General features: G+C 74.3%; 13 protein-coding genes and 1 pseudogene. 3 read left to right on the top strand and 11 right to left on the bottom strand.

The annotated features are described in order from the left end of the window. Window positions 1–1,010 precede the first annotated feature (1,010 nt). The 3 genes from IPL61_17065 to IPL61_17055 form a co-directional block, all read right to left on the bottom strand. Window positions 1,011–1,184: a hypothetical protein gene (locus tag IPL61_17065; protein MBK9032956.1), complete on the bottom strand. Its 174-nt coding sequence runs from the start codon at window positions 1,182–1,184 to the stop codon at window positions 1,011–1,013. Window positions 1,185–1,350: 166 nt separating this feature from the next. Further along, window positions 1,351–2,385: a PD40 domain-containing protein gene (locus tag IPL61_17060; GenBank protein ID MBK9032955.1), complete on the bottom strand. Its 1,035-nt coding sequence runs from the start codon at window positions 2,383–2,385 to the stop codon at window positions 1,351–1,353. Window positions 2,386–2,498: 113 nt separating this feature from the next. Further along, window positions 2,499–5,231 (bottom strand): carboxypeptidase regulatory-like domain-containing protein, encoded by a 2,733-nt coding sequence (locus IPL61_17055; protein ID MBK9032954.1) that lies wholly within the window; start codon window positions 5,229–5,231, stop codon window positions 2,499–2,501. A 226-nt stretch (window positions 5,232–5,457) separates the two neighbouring features. On the opposite strand from IPL61_17055, the gene IPL61_17050 reads away from it, so the two are divergent. Further along, a complete protein-coding gene (locus IPL61_17050) occupies window positions 5,458–5,904 on the top strand; it encodes a hypothetical protein (GenBank protein MBK9032953.1) in 447 nt (148 codons plus the stop codon). 33 nt (window positions 5,905–5,937) lie between these two features. After that, window positions 5,938–6,261 (top strand): hypothetical protein, encoded by a 324-nt coding sequence (locus IPL61_17045; protein MBK9032952.1) that lies wholly within the window; start codon window positions 5,938–5,940, stop codon window positions 6,259–6,261. A 105-nt stretch (window positions 6,262–6,366) separates the two neighbouring features. Here the strand turns inward: IPL61_17045 and IPL61_17040 are convergent, their stop codons facing one another. The 4 genes and pseudogenes from IPL61_17040 to ppk1 form a co-directional block, all read right to left on the bottom strand. Beyond that, complete coding sequence (locus IPL61_17040; GenBank protein MBK9032951.1) at window positions 6,367–6,906, bottom strand: hypothetical protein; 540 nt, start codon at window positions 6,904–6,906, stop codon at window positions 6,367–6,369. A gap of 80 nt (window positions 6,907–6,986) precedes the next feature. Further along, entirely contained in the window at window positions 6,987–7,625 is a 639-nt protein-coding gene (locus IPL61_17035; GenBank protein ID MBK9032950.1) for a hypothetical protein, read from the bottom strand. Between the two features lie 92 nt (window positions 7,626–7,717). Then, window positions 7,718–7,858: a hypothetical protein gene (locus tag IPL61_17030; protein MBK9032949.1), complete on the bottom strand. Its 141-nt coding sequence runs from the start codon at window positions 7,856–7,858 to the stop codon at window positions 7,718–7,720. 122 nt (window positions 7,859–7,980) lie between these two features. Continuing rightward, a pseudogene (gene ppk1, locus IPL61_17025) lies at window positions 7,981–10,112 on the bottom strand (polyphosphate kinase 1). Window positions 10,113–10,329: 217 nt separating this feature from the next. Between ppk1 and IPL61_17020 the strand changes: the two are divergent. Beyond that, on the top strand, window positions 10,330–11,280 hold the full coding sequence (locus tag IPL61_17020) for a glycosyltransferase (GenBank protein MBK9032948.1): 951 nt from the start codon (window positions 10,330–10,332) through the stop codon (window positions 11,278–11,280). Between the two features lie 192 nt (window positions 11,281–11,472). On the opposite strand, the gene IPL61_17015 is transcribed toward IPL61_17020, so the two are convergent. From IPL61_17015 to IPL61_17000, 4 genes are all read right to left on the bottom strand, one after another. Next, window positions 11,473–11,958, bottom strand: a complete 486-nt coding sequence (locus IPL61_17015; protein ID MBK9032947.1) for an AgmX/PglI C-terminal domain-containing protein — start codon at window positions 11,956–11,958, stop codon at window positions 11,473–11,475. A 1,156-nt stretch (window positions 11,959–13,114) separates the two neighbouring features. Continuing rightward, complete coding sequence (locus IPL61_17010) at window positions 13,115–13,351, bottom strand: hypothetical protein (GenBank protein ID MBK9032946.1); 237 nt, start codon at window positions 13,349–13,351, stop codon at window positions 13,115–13,117. An 18-nt stretch (window positions 13,352–13,369) separates the two neighbouring features. Next, window positions 13,370–13,531 (bottom strand): hypothetical protein, encoded by a 162-nt coding sequence (locus IPL61_17005; GenBank protein ID MBK9032945.1) that lies wholly within the window; start codon window positions 13,529–13,531, stop codon window positions 13,370–13,372. A gap of 123 nt (window positions 13,532–13,654) precedes the next feature. Continuing rightward, window positions 13,655–14,896 (bottom strand): tetratricopeptide repeat protein, encoded by a 1,242-nt coding sequence (locus IPL61_17000; protein MBK9032944.1) that lies wholly within the window; start codon window positions 14,894–14,896, stop codon window positions 13,655–13,657. Window positions 14,897–15,538 lie beyond the last annotated feature (642 nt).

Genomic DNA, 15,538 nt, shown 5'->3' with positions numbered 1-15,538 from the left:
CCACTCGACGCCACCGTCAGCTCCTCATGACCGTCAACGCAAGCAACGGACGGATCAGACCACGCGTCGCTCACTTGTACCAGCCGCCGCGACCTTTGGGCGTCCGAACTCGCCACCACCGCCCGCGCCGGCGTCAGGCGTTCGCCGCCCACGCCTGTCCCCGGCGTCGAGTCAGTCGAGGCCGCGTGTATGGTCGCGCCATAACCGAGCCCCTGGTCCGGCGGCACGCAGGAAGATAAGGTCGCCGTCGTCGCGATGGACGACGGCAAGGCCAACGCGCCGTCGTTCCAGATGGAGTGACGAGCTGCTCGCGGCGCCCGAGCGGCGCCGGAGCTACGAGGCCGGCGCGGTGGTGCTGACCGGCCGCGCCCCGAGAAGTTCTGCGCGGGCTTGACCCGCGCGTGATGATGAGCGGCCCCGAGCAGGCGATCGCGCTTCCTGACCCGCGGCGCTGAGCTGTCTGCGGCTGTTCCCGAGTACCCGCCGCCGGTGGTGATGGCGGTGTCCGGCCACGCGCTGGCCGGCGGCGTGTTGGTGGTGTGCACCGGCGACGTCCGGATCGGCGCCGACGGCCCGTACTGTTGGGCCTCAACGAGGTCGCGATCGGCCTGCCGGTCCCGCTGTCGGGCGATGGAGCCGGCGCGCGCGCGCCTGTTGGCCGACCGAGCTGACCCCGCGCGACTTTGCTGGCGCAGATCTACAACCCGACCGCGGCCAAGGCCGCCGGCTACTTCGATCAGGTCGTCGCCGTCGACGCGCCGGCCCCGACCGCGCTCGGGCCGAAGCTAAGCGCCTGGCCGCGCTGCCCCGCGCCGCGTACTCCGGGCACCGGGGCAGCGCCTCCGGCGCCGACGTCGCGAAGTTCATCCGCGACGGCCACGCCGCCGACGTCCAGCGCGCGCTCGGTGGTAGCCCGGGCTGCTGCCCGTCGGCGAGCAGCGCGCAGCGCGCGGCACGCAGGTCGGCTACGGCCAGTCGGGCGAGCCGCGCGCGCTCGGCAGGTACCTGGTCTACTGCCAGTCGGCGAGCAGCGCGCAGCGCTTGATGCCGGCCTTGGCCAGCGCCGGCGCCATCAGCAGCGGCGCGTCGCCGGGCGCGACCTGACCGAACGACGCCATCAGCCGCGCCGCCTCGGGTGTCTTGATCTTCTCGGCGATCGACCGTAGCGCCTGGATCCGCTGCATCTCCGGCGGCAGGTCGTCCCGGCCCCGGCCCCGCCGCGCAGATCATCTTCGTGTCGGCGGAACGGGTCGTCGGCCTTTGGGGCGCCGCCGCACGCGGCGACGGACAGCGCGATCATCAGCACCACGGTGCGCATCTGGGCCGCAGTCTACCGCGTTCACGGTCAGGTCAGCTCACCGCGGTGGCAGCGCGGCGGCCGGGTTTCCGATCTGGGTAGATGTCGCCGGGCGGGCGGCCGTCGGCGGGGGCGGCACGACGCCGTGCCTCGGACGAAGAACAGGTGGCGGCCGTCGGGCGAGCGCCGGCGCGAAGTCGGCCGCGGGCAGTTGACGACCAGCGGCTCGGGCGCGGACCAGGCGCCGTCGGCCTGCGGAACGTGACCACCAGTCGGCGCGCGCCGACTCGGCCCGGGTCGAGCACGTAGATCAGGAACGCGGGTGATCGGGCGCGACGCACGGGTTCGAGCGCTTGCTGCGAGGATCGAGCCCGAGCGCGACCGGCGTCGGGCAGGCCGTAGCTGTCGGCGGTCGGGCGCGCCCGTAGATCCGGGCACGTCGTCGCGGGTGGCGTCGAAGTAGAGCGTGCGGTCGGTGTCGATCGATACGGCGCCGGTGCTGCGATCGTCGCTGACGTCGCCGCCGACCTGACCGGATCGGCCCAGCGCGCCGACCTGCCCAGCGCCCACAGGTCGAAGTCGCCGCGCGCGGTGATGCCGCTGGTCGGCCGATCGGAGTTGAAGTACAGGCGCGTGCCGCCGGGCGTCAGCGCCGGATCGATGTCGCGGTACCGCCCTGAGCACGGCGCCTCCAGCGCCGTCGGCCCGCGCGTCGGTCCGGTGGTGACGTCAGGCGCGCGCGATCGGCGCTGGCGCGATCGGCGTACGCGCGGTGCGGTCGACCGGATCGTAGGCGAAGCCGAATCCCGGGTCGGCCGAGCTGACCGCGGCCACCAGCGTCGGGCCGGGCCCGGCCAGCGCCAGCGGATCATCGGGCCCGGCCGGCGCCTCGGCCCCGCGGCCGGCGTCGACGAGCCGCACGTGTGAGCAGCGCGCCGAGCGGCGCGATGACGAGCGGGCAAAGCGAGCGCATCTGCACGACGACAACCTAGCACCGCGGGCGGTCCCTGACCGACCGCTGACCGCCGCCACGCCCCGCGCGCGATCCTCGGTCGCCGCGACGTCCTGGCGAGGTCGCCGCTGCGCACCGACCACGTCGTGGCTCAGCGGGGACGGGATTCCACGCTACCTCGCCACGGGGAATCGCGCCGGAAGCTACGGAACGCCCTCAGCCGCGGCGCCGCTCATCCGGGGTTCACGGTCAGTGAATCGTGACTTCCACCGCGGTTCCGCCGCGGCGCAACCCGACGCGAACCTGCTCGCCCGCGCTGCGGTTGAGGACCGCGCACAGCACGGCGTGTGCCCCCATCCCTTCGACGCTCACCCCATCGATCGCCACGATCTCATCGCCACGGCGAACCCCGGCGCGGTCGGCGGCGCCCCCGGAAGCGACGATCCACGCCAACGGCGTCACACGACGGAAGTCGATTGACAGGCCGAAGTTCAACGGCGCGTCGCACCTGGAGATGATGACATCACGTTCCAGGTCACCGCCGGGTGGCAACGTCAGGGCCCCCAGCCCCGACGAATGCGTGGCGCCGTTGCCGACACAGCTGATCACCACATCGCCGGCCGGTACATCCCGAAACACGAAACCGCCGTCGTCGTCAACGTTGACCAGCGTGACCGGCATCGGTGGACCGATCAGGTCGCCATCGCGCACGACGAGGTTGCACATGTCCCCAGCAATCCCACGCTGCGAGCCGTACTCGCGGACGTGCCCACGAACCGTTCCATGGCCGCTGCTGCGCAACGTCAACGGGGTCTGGCGGCCGGCGGTGACCTGGATGGTCGCGGCGTCGCCGTCGCTGGCTGACTGCGCCGTGACCAGGTACCGCCCCGGGGCCAGGCCCTCGATGCGGAAGGTCGCCCCGTCGACGAGGCCCCGGTTGGACGTCTCCACGGACGCATCGACCCGCTTCGCCGTGATCTGCGGCGTCACCGCGAAACCTTCGAGGGTACCCACGATCGAGCCGCCGGCATGCACCACGAGCTGGACCCGCTCGGCGGGCGACACGATGCGCGTGACAATCCCTTCGTCGCCGGCGGCGGTGGTCGCGCGTAACGCATAGGTGCCGCGAGGCAACGCCGCGAACCGGAACCGACCGTCGTCGGCCGTGGTCGTCCGGCTCCCAGGAAACCACGGCGTGACGCGCGGTGCGTCGTCCGATGACATCACGGCCATGACCGCGGCGTCGGGAACCGGCGCGCCGCGGGGATCCACGACCCGCCCGGCGATCACGTCCTGTGGGACGGTCACCTCCACCGCGACCTCCGCTGCGCCACCGGCCGCGAGCCGAGTGCTCGGGCCGTTGGCGATCGGCAGCGGCATCCCGGCTTGCATCACGGCCGTGACCGCGTACGTCCCGTCGCCAGCGAGCCCTGAGATCTCGAACCGACCCATCGCGTCCGTGGTCCCGATACCGTCGTCCTTGCCATCGTCGCGTGCAGCGGTGACCACCGCGTAGCCCACTGGTCGCCCACTGCTGGTCACCGTCTCGCTCAGCGCGGTTTCGGCCGTGAGGATGAGATCGAGCTGCGCTTGCTGGCGCGCGGTCAGCGTGATCGATATCTCCGCCGACCGCGCCGAACCGCTCTCCGCGCCCAGGCGATAGGTCGAGGCCACCAGGTTGCGCACCTCGTACTCGCCCCCGGCATCGGTGCGCGTCGAGCCGGGTGGACGCTGGCCGCCGGAATACCAGACGACTGCCCCTGCGACTGGCTGGCCACCTCGGAGCACACGTCCGCGGATCCGGCCCAGCGTCGCGACCGTGACCGCCACGGGTTTGGCGTTGGCGGCGTGCACCACGCTGCGTGGCGACAGCACCTCGTACCCATCGACGCGAATGCGGGCTCCCCCCGACGCCACGCACGGGAGCTCGAAGGCGCCATCCACGGCCGGGACCGTCGGAGAGACGGTCACCGTGGTCAGCGAGAAGGCAGACACCACGGCGGCGTCCAGCGGCGCGCCATCGACCGACACCGTGCCCGCCAGCGGGTAGCAGTCCTCGAGGACGAGCGTCACGTCGGTGATCGTCTGACCGGCGCGGACCAAGATCTCGCCACCGTCGCGGGTTCGCCCGTGCAGGTTGTGGGCTTCGACGACCCATCGCCCCTCGGCGAGCCCGTCGAGACGGAAGCTGCCGGCGTCGGCACGGGTCTGACGGGGCGCCGGGTGTTCGGCGGCATAGCTGCGCACCCGCCCTTCGACGATCGCCTCGACCGGCTGACCGTGGCCGTCGACGACCCGTCCTTCGATGACGCCTTCCGGAACCAACACGAGATCCTGGCGCACCTTGCCGCGCACGACACGCTTGAACTCGAGCGACCCGTACCCGCTCGCGGTGACCTGGAACAGGACGTCGCTATCGCGGGTACACAGCGCGTAGCTACCGTCGGCGCCCGACTCCACGCCCATGGTCACGCCCCACAGTTCGCGCTCGGCCACCCGGGCGCCTGCGATCGGACCGCCCGAACCATCGAAGACAAGGCCGGAGAGCTGCGAGCTGCACTCGGGCATCGTCAGCACCACGTCTTCAGACGCCGCCTGCGGGTCGCGCAGGTCGACGACCGTGCGCGCGTCCGGCCGCCCCGCCAGGGTCGCGGTCACCAGGAACTCGGCGACCTCGAACCGGCCCGCATCGAAGGCGCCCCTGTCGTCGCTGACAAGCCGGCGTCGCGCCGCGGTCGAGCCACCCTCGCGTGTCGTCACGCTCACCTGGGCCTCTACCATGGGGGCCCCGTCTGGGTAGACAACTCGGCCTTGGATGGCGCGTTCGCCGCCGGTGGCACCACGTCCGCGTTGCCCCGTCAGGGCCACTTCAGCCTTGCCCGAAGAGGCTGGCAGTCGCGCGGCCCGGTTCGGGCGCAGTGCCAGCGCCAGCACGGCGGCCAGCCCGGCGACGATCGTCACAGCCAGCACCTTCCTGCGCATCAGCGGAATGTACTACTCGGGGCCGCCCCGCACTTCGGGGATGCCGAGGTGCCGCTCATGCACCCGCTCGACCCCGGCGCCGAGCGGCGCGATGACGAGCGGGCAAAGCGAGCGCATCTGCACGACGACAACCTAGCACCGCGGGCGGTTCCTGACCGAGCGCTGACCGACCGCACCGGCCCGCGCGCTATCCTCGGTCGTGCTGCGAGGCCTGATGATGACGACGATGTCCACGCTCCCGATCGCGCTCGCGTGCTCGTCGTCGGCCCCCGACGCCGGCGCGCCGACGTCGCCGCCCGCGATCACCCGGCCGCGCCTGGTCGCGCACCGCGGCGCGTCGCTGGTCGCGCCTGAGAACACCCTGGCGGCGTTCCGCGCGGCCTGGGCCCTCGGGGTCGAGGCGGTCGAGCTCGACGTGCGGGTCACCCGCGACGGCGCGGTCGTGGTCATCCACGACGACACCACGGCGCGCGTCGCCGGCGTCGACCGCGCGGTCGCCGATCAGACCCTGGCCGAGCTGCGCGCCCTCGACGTCGGCGCCTGGCGCGGCGCGGCGTTCGCAGGCGAGCGCATCCCGACCCTGACCGAGGCCCTGGCGATCGTCCCGGCCGGCGCGACCTTGTTCGTCGAGCTGAAGACCACCGCCGCCGACGCGCCGACGGTGGCGCGGTGATCCGCGCCGACCAGGCGCGGCGGCCAGGTCGCGCTGCAGGCGTTCGATCCCGACGCGCTCGCGGCGCTCGCGGGCGCGCTGCCCGGCGTCCCCGCGTACTGGACCGTCGGCCCGCCGCGCGCCGACGACGACCGCGTCCTGCCCTACCCCATCGAGGTGCTCGACGCCGCCCGCTCCCGCGGCTTCGCCGGGCTCGCCCTCGACGCCCGCGCGGTCACGCCCGAGCTCGTCGTCGCGGCCCGCGCTGCCGGCGTCGCCCTCGACGTCTGGACCGTCAACGACGCCGCGGCCCTGCGCGCCTGGCTCGGCGCCGACGTGCGGTTCGTCGAGACCGACCGCCCCGAGCTGGTCGAGTGAGCTGAGGCGATGGCCTCGCCCTGCACGCCTGGCTCGGTGCCGACCTGCGGTTCGTCGAGACCGATCGCCCCGAGCTGAGCGAGTGAGCCGCCCGCGTGGGCACCGCTACCGCAGGTCGAGGTTGTGGGCCCGGACCACCGCGAGGCGGCAGGCGTCGGCGGCCTCGCAGGTGGCGCCGGCGGGCACGCACGCGGTCAGCTCGTCGATGATGGCCGGCGTGATCGCGCACTTGGCGAAGCCGCCCTCGGTGGTCGGCCCCGGGACCACCAGGCAGCGGTCCTCGAGGTCGATGCCCGTCAGGCAGGCGCCGTAGACCGCGCGGCAGGCCGCCTCGAACCGCACGTGGGCCTCGGTGGGCGTGCACACCTGGCAGACGTCGCCGTCGGTGCCGCACGCCAGCGTGGCGAAGCACGCGGTGACAGGATCGAACACGTCGCTGCGGATCACGCCCGCGACGGAGGTCTCGCACTCGCTGACGCAGCTCGCGCTCAGCTCGGTGCCGGCGCAATCGGCGCGCTGCTGGCACAGGGTCGTGCACCCGGCGTGGGCGGTGTCGGCGTCGACCGGGTCGGTCGGGTCGCCGCCGTCGCCGCATCCGGCGAGGACGGCGCCGACGAGGAGGAGGGCCCCGAGCTGTGCGCGCATGTCCGGACCCTACCGCGCGCCGCTGGCTCGAGCAGTACTGGCCCGCATGACGTGATCGATCTCACCCGGCGGCGCTGGCGCTACCTGACCTCGAGGTACGCCGCGCGTCCGGTCGCCGGTCCGTCGAGGAAGATGTGCACGGCGCGCGCGCCGGCGCTGGTGTAGAGCGTGTCGATCACCGACGCGATCGACGTGAGCCCGAACCCGGTCCCGAAGATCGTGACCCGCGCGGTCCGGGAGCTCGCCCCCGCCGGGCGCAGGTCGACCTCGGGATCGAGCCGCACCCCGTTGATCGTCACCGCGCAGTGACCGCCCGCGGACGGCACCACGGCCGGCGCCGCGATGTTGTCGAACACGCGCGGATGCGCGAAGAACACGCGCACCAGCGCCGGGGTCGCGTCATCGGCGAACGCGCCGTGCTGGGTCGCGAACACCAGCCCGTGGCGAGCGTAGACGTAGTGCGTGTCGGTGATCGGCACCAGGTCCGAGGTCGACGGCATGTCGCCGGCGCCGTACTCCTCGTAGCGCTCGGCGTGGGTCACCCGCTCGATCCGATCGGGCTCGCCCAGCGCCGCGCGCATCCGCGGCAGGCCCAGGTCGGGGAGCGCCACGCCGTTGACGACCAGCGCGCCGCCCGGGTTGAGATCGTGAGCGCGCAGGTCGACGTGAGCATCGGCTGGTTCTCCACGCGCGGCGACGGGCCGGCCCCCGCGCCGCACGCGCCGACCACGATCGCGACCATCGCTGCGCGCGCCATCCCGCCACGCTACCAGCGATCGCGCTGGTTGCGTGGGCGACGTTCGACCGCCCGTCAGCGCGCCAGCTCCTCGATGATGTCCTCGGGGCGGATCGGGATCGTCCGGCTCGCCGACGGCTCGCTGGGCGCGCGCCGAGGCCGGGCCGGTGGTGGCGGTCGACGAGGGAGCCGCGGCAGGACGGGACGAGTGCTCATGGACCTCGGACGCCGGGGACGGCCCGGGCATTCACTGACCGCCACCAGCGGCGTGGACGCCCTTCGACGACTCACGATCACCGCGCTCGCGACGTCAGCGCGAAGCGACCGGCCCGCTCGCGTCAGCGCAGCTTGCGGCGCGAGATGCCCTGGACCTTGCGCCGGCGCAGCCGGGTCGCGGCCTTGGTGCGGCCGTCGATGTAGTCGATCATCTGCTGCTGCGAGTGGGGCGCCGCGCCGTCGCGGTCGCGGCGCTGCACGTAGCTGCCGTCGGGCTGCATGTCCCAGGCGCCGCGCTGGTCGTCGAGCTGGCAGTCGAGGAAGTGCCGCACCTCGCCCTGCAGGCGCGCGTCGTCGATCGGCGCCAGCACCTCGACCCGGCGCTCGAGGTTGCGCTGCATCAGGTCGGCCGAGCCCAGGTAGTACTCGGACTTGCCGCGGTTGTGGAAGTACAGCACCCGCGCGTGCTCGAGGAAGCGCCCGACGACGCTGACGACCCGGATGTTGTCGGACACGCCCGGGATGCCGGGACGCAGCCGGCAGGTGTCGCGCACGATCAGGTCGATCTTCACGCCGGCCTGCGACGCGCGGTACAGCGCGCGGACGATGTCGACGTCCTCGATCGCGTTGACCTTCCACCGCAGCCGGCCGGTCCCGCGCTTGTCCTGGTGCTTGATCTCGCGCTCGATCTTGTCGAGCAGCGCGGTCTTGAGGATCTTCGGCGCCGGCAGCAGCTTGCCGTACTTGCGGCGGGGCCGGAACCCGGTGGTCAGGTAGTTGAACAGCTCGGTCAGGTCGGCGCCGATGACCTTGTCGCAGGTGAACAGGCCGAAGTCGGCGTACAGGCGCGCGGTGCCGGCGTGGTAGTTGCCGGTGGCGACGTGGGCGTAGCGGCGCAGCCCGTCGTAGTCCTGGCGCACGACCAGCACCAGCTTGCAGTGGGTCTTGAGCCCGACCACGCCGTAGGTGACGTGGATGCCGGCGCGCTCCATGCGGTTCGCGGCGCGGATGTTGGCCTCCTCGTCGAAGCGGGCCTTGAGCTCGAGCACGACCGCGACCTGCTTGCCGCCCAGCGCCGCGGCGATCAGGTGCTTGATCACCTGCGAGTCGCGCGACGTGCGGTACAGCGTCGCCTTGATCGCGCGGACCTTGGGATCGGCCGCGGCCTCCTTGAGGAACCGCTCGACCGACTGCTGGAACGACTCGTACGGGTGGTGCACGAGCACGCTGCCGGCGTCGCGGATCGTGTGGAAGATGCTGCGCTCGCCCAGCAGCTCGACCGGGGCGGTCGGCGCGTGCGGCGGGTCGCGCAGCGCCGGCACGTCGAGGGTCGCGAGCTCCATCAGGTCGCGCTGGCCGAGCATGCCCTCGGCCTCGAACACGTCGCGGTGCTCGTCGAGGCCGAGCTCGGCCGCGAGCTTGCCGCGCAGGAACGCGGTCATCGTCTGCTCGACCTGCAGCCGGACGATCGGCGCGAACCGGCGCTCGCGCAGCTCGATCTCGATCAGCTCGAGCAGGTCGTCGGCCCTCGCCCTCCTCGCGCTCGGTGATCGCGTTGCGGGTCACGCGGAACCGCGCGCAGCTCGCGATCTCCATGTCGGGGAACAACAGGTCGAGGTTCCCGACCATGACGTCGTCGAGCGGGACGAACCGGGTGCCGTCGATGCGCAGGAACCGCGGGATGCCGGCGCCGACCGGCACCTTGACCCGGGCCAGGAGCTGCTCGGGGTCGCCCCTTGTAGTGCAGCGTGACCAGCAGGTTGAGCGACAGGTTCGAGACGAACGGGAACGGGTGGGCCGGGTCCATCGCCTGGGGCGTGACCAGCGGGAAGATGTTGTCGAGGTAATAGGCGCGGACCCGGGCGCGCTCGTCGGCGTCGAGGTCCTTCCACGACGTGATGCTGACGCCGGCCGCGGCCAGGCGCGTGATCACGTCATCGAGGATGACGGTCTTGCGCGCCTCGAGATCGGAGATGAGCTGCAGGCACTCGGCGATCTGCTGCACCGGCGTGCGGCCGTCGGGCGTGACCGCCGAGAAGCCGGCGCCGACCTGCTGCTTGAGGCCGCCGATGCGCTTCTGGAAGAACTCGTCGATGTTGGCGGCGACGATCGCGACGAACTTCAGCCGCTCGAGCAGCGGCACCCGGTCGTCGTCGGCCTCGGCCAGCACCCGCCAGCAGAAGTTCAGGTAGGTCAGCTCGCGGTTGAGCAGCAGCTCGGGCGCGGTCAGCTCGGTCGGCGCCGGCCCGGTCATGCCCGGGTGCGGCGGGGTCCGGGCCCCCTCGTCGGCCTTGCGCGCGCGCGGGGTCGGGCGCTCGGGCGCGGCGGGCGACGCCGGCGACGCCGGCGACGAGAGCGGCGCACCGTCGACGATGCGGAACACTCCGGAGGTGGATGGCGAGGTCGGCACGGGCACCCGTCAGCATAGTCGCGCACGCCGCCCCCCGCACCGGTGCTAGGGTGACAGTTCGATGGCGCGCATCGTGCTGGCGCTGACCGACCCGCGCAGCGCGCTGCTGGTGCGGGGCCAGCTCGCCTACCTGCGCCAGCGCGGCTTCGACGTCCACCTGGTGACCGGCGCCGGCGAGCCCGCCGGGGCCCTGGCCGCCGCCGAGGGCGCGACCCACCACACCATCGCCATCGAGCGCGACCTGGCGCCGGGGGGCGACCTGCGCGCGGTCGCGGCGATGACCCGCCTGCTGGCGCGGCTGCGGCCGACGCTGGTCGACGGCTCGACGCCGAAGGCCGGCCTGGTCGCCATGGTGGCGGCGACCGCGGCCTGGTGCCGGTGCGGGTCCACGCTGCGCGGCCTGCGGCTCGAGACCACCCGCGGGCTGCGGCGCGCGGCGCTGTGGACCGGCCACCGCGTCACCTGCCAGCTCGCCGATCGGGTGATCTGCGTCAGCCCGAGCCTGCGGACCCGGGCCATCGAGCTGGGGGTGGTGCCCGTGGCGCGGGCGGTCGTCCTCGGGCCGGGCTCGGGCAACGGCGTCGATCCCGACGTGTTCGATCCGGCGCGGCACGCCGCCGCGGGCGCGACGCTGCGGGCCGAGCTCGGCGTCGCGCCGACGGCGTCGGTGGTCGCGTTCGTCGGGCGGCTGTCCCGGGACAAGGGCGTCGGCGAGCTGGCGGCGGCCTGGGCCGGGCGGGCCACGCGCGGCGCCCACCTGCTCGTGGTCGGCCTGACGACCCCACCGATCCGATCACCGCCGCCGCGCGGGCGCAGCTCGCCGGCGACGCGTCGATCCACCTGCTCGGCGATCGACGCGAGGTGGGGCCGATCTACGCCGCCGCCGACGTGCTCGTGCTGCCGTCGCACCGCGAGGGCCTCGCCAACGTCCTGCTCGAGGCCGCGGCCATGGGCGTCGCCACGATCGCCACGCGCATCCCCGGCTGCGTCGACGTCGTCACCGACGACGTGACCGGCTCGCTGGTCGCGCCCGGCGACGTCGCGGCGCTGACCGCCGCGATCGATCGCGACCTGGCCGAGCCCGCGCGCCGCGCCCGCCTCCGCCGCCGCCCGCGCCCACGTGCTGCGCGCGTTCCGCATGACCGACGTCTGGACCCGCGTCGCCGACGAGTACGCGCGGCTGATCGCGGCCCCGCGGCGGTGATCACCCCGGCGCGAGCTGGAGCTCGAGCGTGAACGAGGCGCTGGTGGGCTCGCCGTCGTCGTCCTTGGGCACCGGGAACAGCCAGGTGCGCAGCTGCGCTGCGACGCAGGTGCCGACCTCGTCGGACGGGCCGGTCGCCGTCGGCGCGGTCACGCGGCCGTGCTCGGTGACCGTGAACCCGAGCGCGAGCTGACCGCGCAGGGTGGGGTCGGTCTTGAGGGCGCCCTTGTAGCAGCGCTTGATCCCGGCCATGTAGACCCCATGACCTTGCGCTTGACCTCCGTCGACGTCGAGCGACGTGGCGTCGGCGGCGCGGCCGCCGGCCAGCGCGATGCGCCCGGGCGGCGTCGCCACGGGGTCGGCGGCTGTCCCCACGCCACCGGGACCCAGGTCACCGTGGATACCGCCGGCCCGGACGACGGCGCCGCCGTGATCGATCTGCTCCGCGAGATCCGCGAGATCGCCGCCGGGCCGGGCTCGCGCCATGGCGCCGGCTACCGCGCTGTCACTGTCGGCCGTGAGCAGCGCCGCGAACCGCTCGGCCTCGTCTTCGAGGCTCGCGCGTGGCCGCGGCGCCTCGCGCGGGCGGCGGCGGTGTTGACGGCGGCGGCGGCGATGGGGCCGCGACCCGCTCGGACGGCGCTGGAGCGACGGCAGGGGCGTCCGGGACGGCGCGCGGCGGATCGTCGGCGCCCGCGCGGCGGCCAGCGCCGGCGGATCGCTCGGCGCCATCGGTGGCGGGACGGGCGCGGGCACGTCGCCCTGCCACACGCGGTCGGGATCAAGGCTGCGAGCGCGGCCCGAGCGAACGTGCTCATGCGCCGATGGTTGCGCGGCCGACCGCCGGCGTCCACTGGATCGCCCGCGCCCGCGCGCTTTCGGGCGTATCGTCGCGCGATGCGGAGGACCACGGTCGTGGCGCTGATCGTCGCCGCGGCCGGGTGCGGCGGCGGTGCCGGCGCGCCTCTCGACGCCGGCCTCGACGCGACCTCGACGCCGGCCCGTGCCCGCTCGACATGGTGGAGGTCGGCGCCGCGTGCATGGATCGGTTCGAGGACGCCCAACACCGCCGGCGCGCCGCCGCTGGTCATGTACTCGTTCGATCAGGCCGAGGCCTGGTGCGCCGCCCGCGATCGCCGGCTGTGCTTCGACGACGAGTGGCTGACGGCGTGCGCGGGCGCCAACGGCGCGCGTATCCTTACGGCGACGTCCGGGAGCCCGGGCGCTGCAACGACGACGCGACCTGGCGGACGTATACGCAGACGCTGCTCAACGGCTGGCCGGCGTCGGTCTCGAGCCCCGCGGTCGGCTCGCTGGCCGAGCTGCTCGACGCCGCGCGCTCGGTGTCCCCGACCGCCGCGGGCCGCGGCCGATCACGTCCTGGCCCCTGTACCAGGCGCCGGCGGCGGACGCGCGCGGGCTGCGTCGGCGCCGCCGGCGCGTTGGACCTGGTCGGCAACGTCGAGGAGTGGACCCGGCGCCGCGACGGCGGCGCGCCGCAGTTCCACGGCAACCTCAAGGGTCGGTACTGGGCCGAGGCGCGCACCTGCCAGGGCAGCGTCCTGGTCCACGGCGACAGCTTTCGCTTCTACGAGATCGGCCTGCTGCTGCCGCGACGCCGCGCCCTGAGGGAGTGCGACCGTCACTCCGGGCGGCGCGGCGCGGTCAGCAGATCGACTCCTCGAGCATCTCGCGGCGCGTCAGGCGCAGCGCCGTGGCCGCGCCCTCGAGGACGCCGGAGCGAGAAGCACACGTCGGGCGTCCGCAGCAGCTCGGGCAGGGCCGCCAGGCCGATGACCTCGTCGGTGGTGAGATCGGTCGAGGCCCGCAGGTGCTCGACCGCCTTCGCGAGCATCGCCCGCAGCGCTTGATCAGACATGGGCACACTGTGCCACGGTCAGCCCCGATCCGGCAACGCCTCACCGGCCCCGTCGGCCAGCGCCGCGGCGAGCTCATCGAGCTCGTCGGGGCCGGGCGGGTCGACCTCGGCGAACCGCTGGGCCAGGCCGGCCGGCAGGATCGCGTCCGGCAGCCGGGCCTGGGCCATCGGGTAGAGCACCTGATCCTCCTTGTCGATGTCTGGCGCAAGAGCTCGCCGTAGCCGCTAGCTGCCCGCTCGAGCTCGGCGCGATCGCTGTCGGTCCAGGGCCCGAGCTGGGCCGCGAGCTGCCCAACGTCGCGGTCAGCGCCCGGCCGAGCCGTGCTCGTGGAGCATGACCGCGAGCGGACCCTGCTCGCGCGAGAAGCCGTGCTCGACCATCGCCTCGAACAGCAGGTCCTCCTCCTTGCCGTGGTGGCGCGTCGGCGAACTCGCGCAGGAACCGGGCGTAGCGCGCGAGCGCCGGGCGGTCGTCGGCGCGGTCGTCGACGACCCGCGCGGTCCAGGCGTCGAGCGCGTCGAGCACGCGCTCGATCGTCCGGTGCCTCGTTCATCAAGGTCGCGATCGGATCCATCTGCGCTCGACCTCCGGTGGTGCGCGGCCACGGTAGCCCGCCGCGCCCGCGACACCGGATCGAGCGCACGGGCCATTGGTCGCAGCGACCGATCGCCGCAGGACCCGACGCCCACACGATCGCCGCACGACGGCCACCCACGACCGCGCCCCCCCCGCGCCGACGACGCGGTCAGCGGATTCGTCGATCGTCGAGCGCGGCCAGATCGACGACGGCGCCGAGCCGCGTGAACACCGCGCGGGCCTCGGCCCGGCCGCTGCCGCGGCCTCGACCCGCCCGGCCCGATCGTGCAGGCGCGCGGCCGCGGCGGCGAGGCGCGCGTGCTCGAACGGGTCGGCGGCGGCGGTGAGGCGGGTCGCCTCGGCCAGGAGCGCCGCGGCCTCGTCGGCGGCGCCGGCGCGGGCCTCGAGCTGCGCGGTGATCCGCAGGCCGACCGCGACGTCGGCCGTGTCGCTGGCCCGGGCCAGCGCGATCGAGAACGCGCGATCGCCGCCCGGGCCAGATCAGCGGTCGCCGCGGCGGGCGGCGATCCGGGCCTCGTGCTGGATGACTCGGGCAGCACCCGACGCTGGCCGACGCTGTCGAGCAGGCGGATGCCCTCGGCCAGCCGCGCGCTGGCGCGGTCGAGGTCGCCCAGCTCGAGCAGGTAACCGCCGAGGTTCGACAGCGCCAGGCCGATGGTCGGGCGGGCGCCGGTGCGCTGGCACAGCGCCACCGCGCGCTCGGTGTGCGCGACCGCGGCGGTCAGCTCGCCGAGGTTGGCGAGCACGACGCCGAGGTTAACGTGGGCGTTGGCCTGGGCCGACAGATCGCCTAGCTCGAGCGCGAGCGCGAGCGTGCGCTCGTGCCAGCAGCGCTGGTCCGCCCAGCGCCGGCGCGCATGTGCGCGCCGCCGAGGCGCGAACAGCGCGTAGGCCAGCTCGCGGCGATGGGGCGTGCCGTCGAGCAGCTCGACCAGCGCGCCTCGCACAGCGCCAGGGCCGCGGGCCCGTCGGCGCCGAGCTGGTAACGATCGGACCCAGCCGAGCGAGCCGAACAGGAGCGCCGCCTGGCGCGGACGGCGCGGGCCTCGGGCGTGAGCTCACCGCCGGGCGCCACCAGCGCCAGCCCGCGCTGGTAGTGCGCGATCGCCGCGGCGTGATCGGCGGCGCGGGCGCTGGCCACCTGGCCGCGGCGGTACGCGAGGCGGACCTGGGCGACGTCGTCGGTGGACGACGTGCGGGCGACCGCCGCGGCGTAGGCGTCGTCGGCCGCGTCGGGGGTGTCGGCCTCGAACGTGGCCTCGCCGGGGCGCTCGGCCAGCTCGGCGTCGCCGGTCCCGGCCGACAGGTCCCACGCGCGGCGCAGCGCCGCGTGGGCCTGGTGGTAGGCGAACAGCTCGAGCGCGCAGGCCTCGCGGCGCGTCACGCCTGCGCCGCGCCCGGATCGTCGCGCGAGCTCGCGGTGGTGAGCCAGCGCCCCACAGGAGCTCGGGATCGGTGCCGGCCCGGGCCGCCACCGTCGACGGCAGCGGCGTGACGCCGCCGTCGAGCGCGCCGAGCCACGCGCCACCGCGGCGTGCGCGGTCCGGCGATCGCGCGCGGCGCCAGGCGCTGGTAGGCGACGTCGCGGA

This window comes from Myxococcales bacterium (genome assembly GCA_016717005.1).
In the GTDB taxonomy this organism is placed as follows: Bacteria; Myxococcota_A; Polyangia; order Haliangiales; family Haliangiaceae; genus UBA2376.
This window is presented reverse-complemented; position numbering and strand designations above follow the sequence as displayed.

Coding starts and splice junctions, on each gene's coding strand:
- IPL61_17065 (MBK9032956.1), bottom strand. CDS start 1,184: ATGCAGCGGATCCAGGCGCTACGGTCGATCGCCGAGAAGATCAAGACA.
- IPL61_17055 (MBK9032954.1), bottom strand. CDS start 5,231: ATGCGCAGGAAGGTGCTGGCTGTGACGATCGTCGCCGGGCTGGCCGCC.
- IPL61_17050 (MBK9032953.1), top strand. CDS start 5,458: ATGTCCACGCTCCCGATCGCGCTCGCGTGCTCGTCGTCGGCCCCCGAC.
- IPL61_17040 (MBK9032951.1), bottom strand. CDS start 6,906: ATGCGCGCACAGCTCGGGGCCCTCCTCCTCGTCGGCGCCGTCCTCGCC.
- IPL61_17030 (MBK9032949.1), bottom strand. CDS start 7,858: ATGAGCACTCGTCCCGTCCTGCCGCGGCTCCCTCGTCGACCGCCACCA.
- IPL61_17020 (MBK9032948.1), top strand. CDS start 10,330: ATGGCGCGCATCGTGCTGGCGCTGACCGACCCGCGCAGCGCGCTGCTG.
- IPL61_17015 (MBK9032947.1), bottom strand. CDS start 11,958: ATGGCGCGAGCCCGGCCCGGCGGCGATCTCGCGGATCTCGCGGAGCAG.
- IPL61_17010 (MBK9032946.1), bottom strand. CDS start 13,351: ATGTCTGATCAAGCGCTGCGGGCGATGCTCGCGAAGGCGGTCGAGCAC.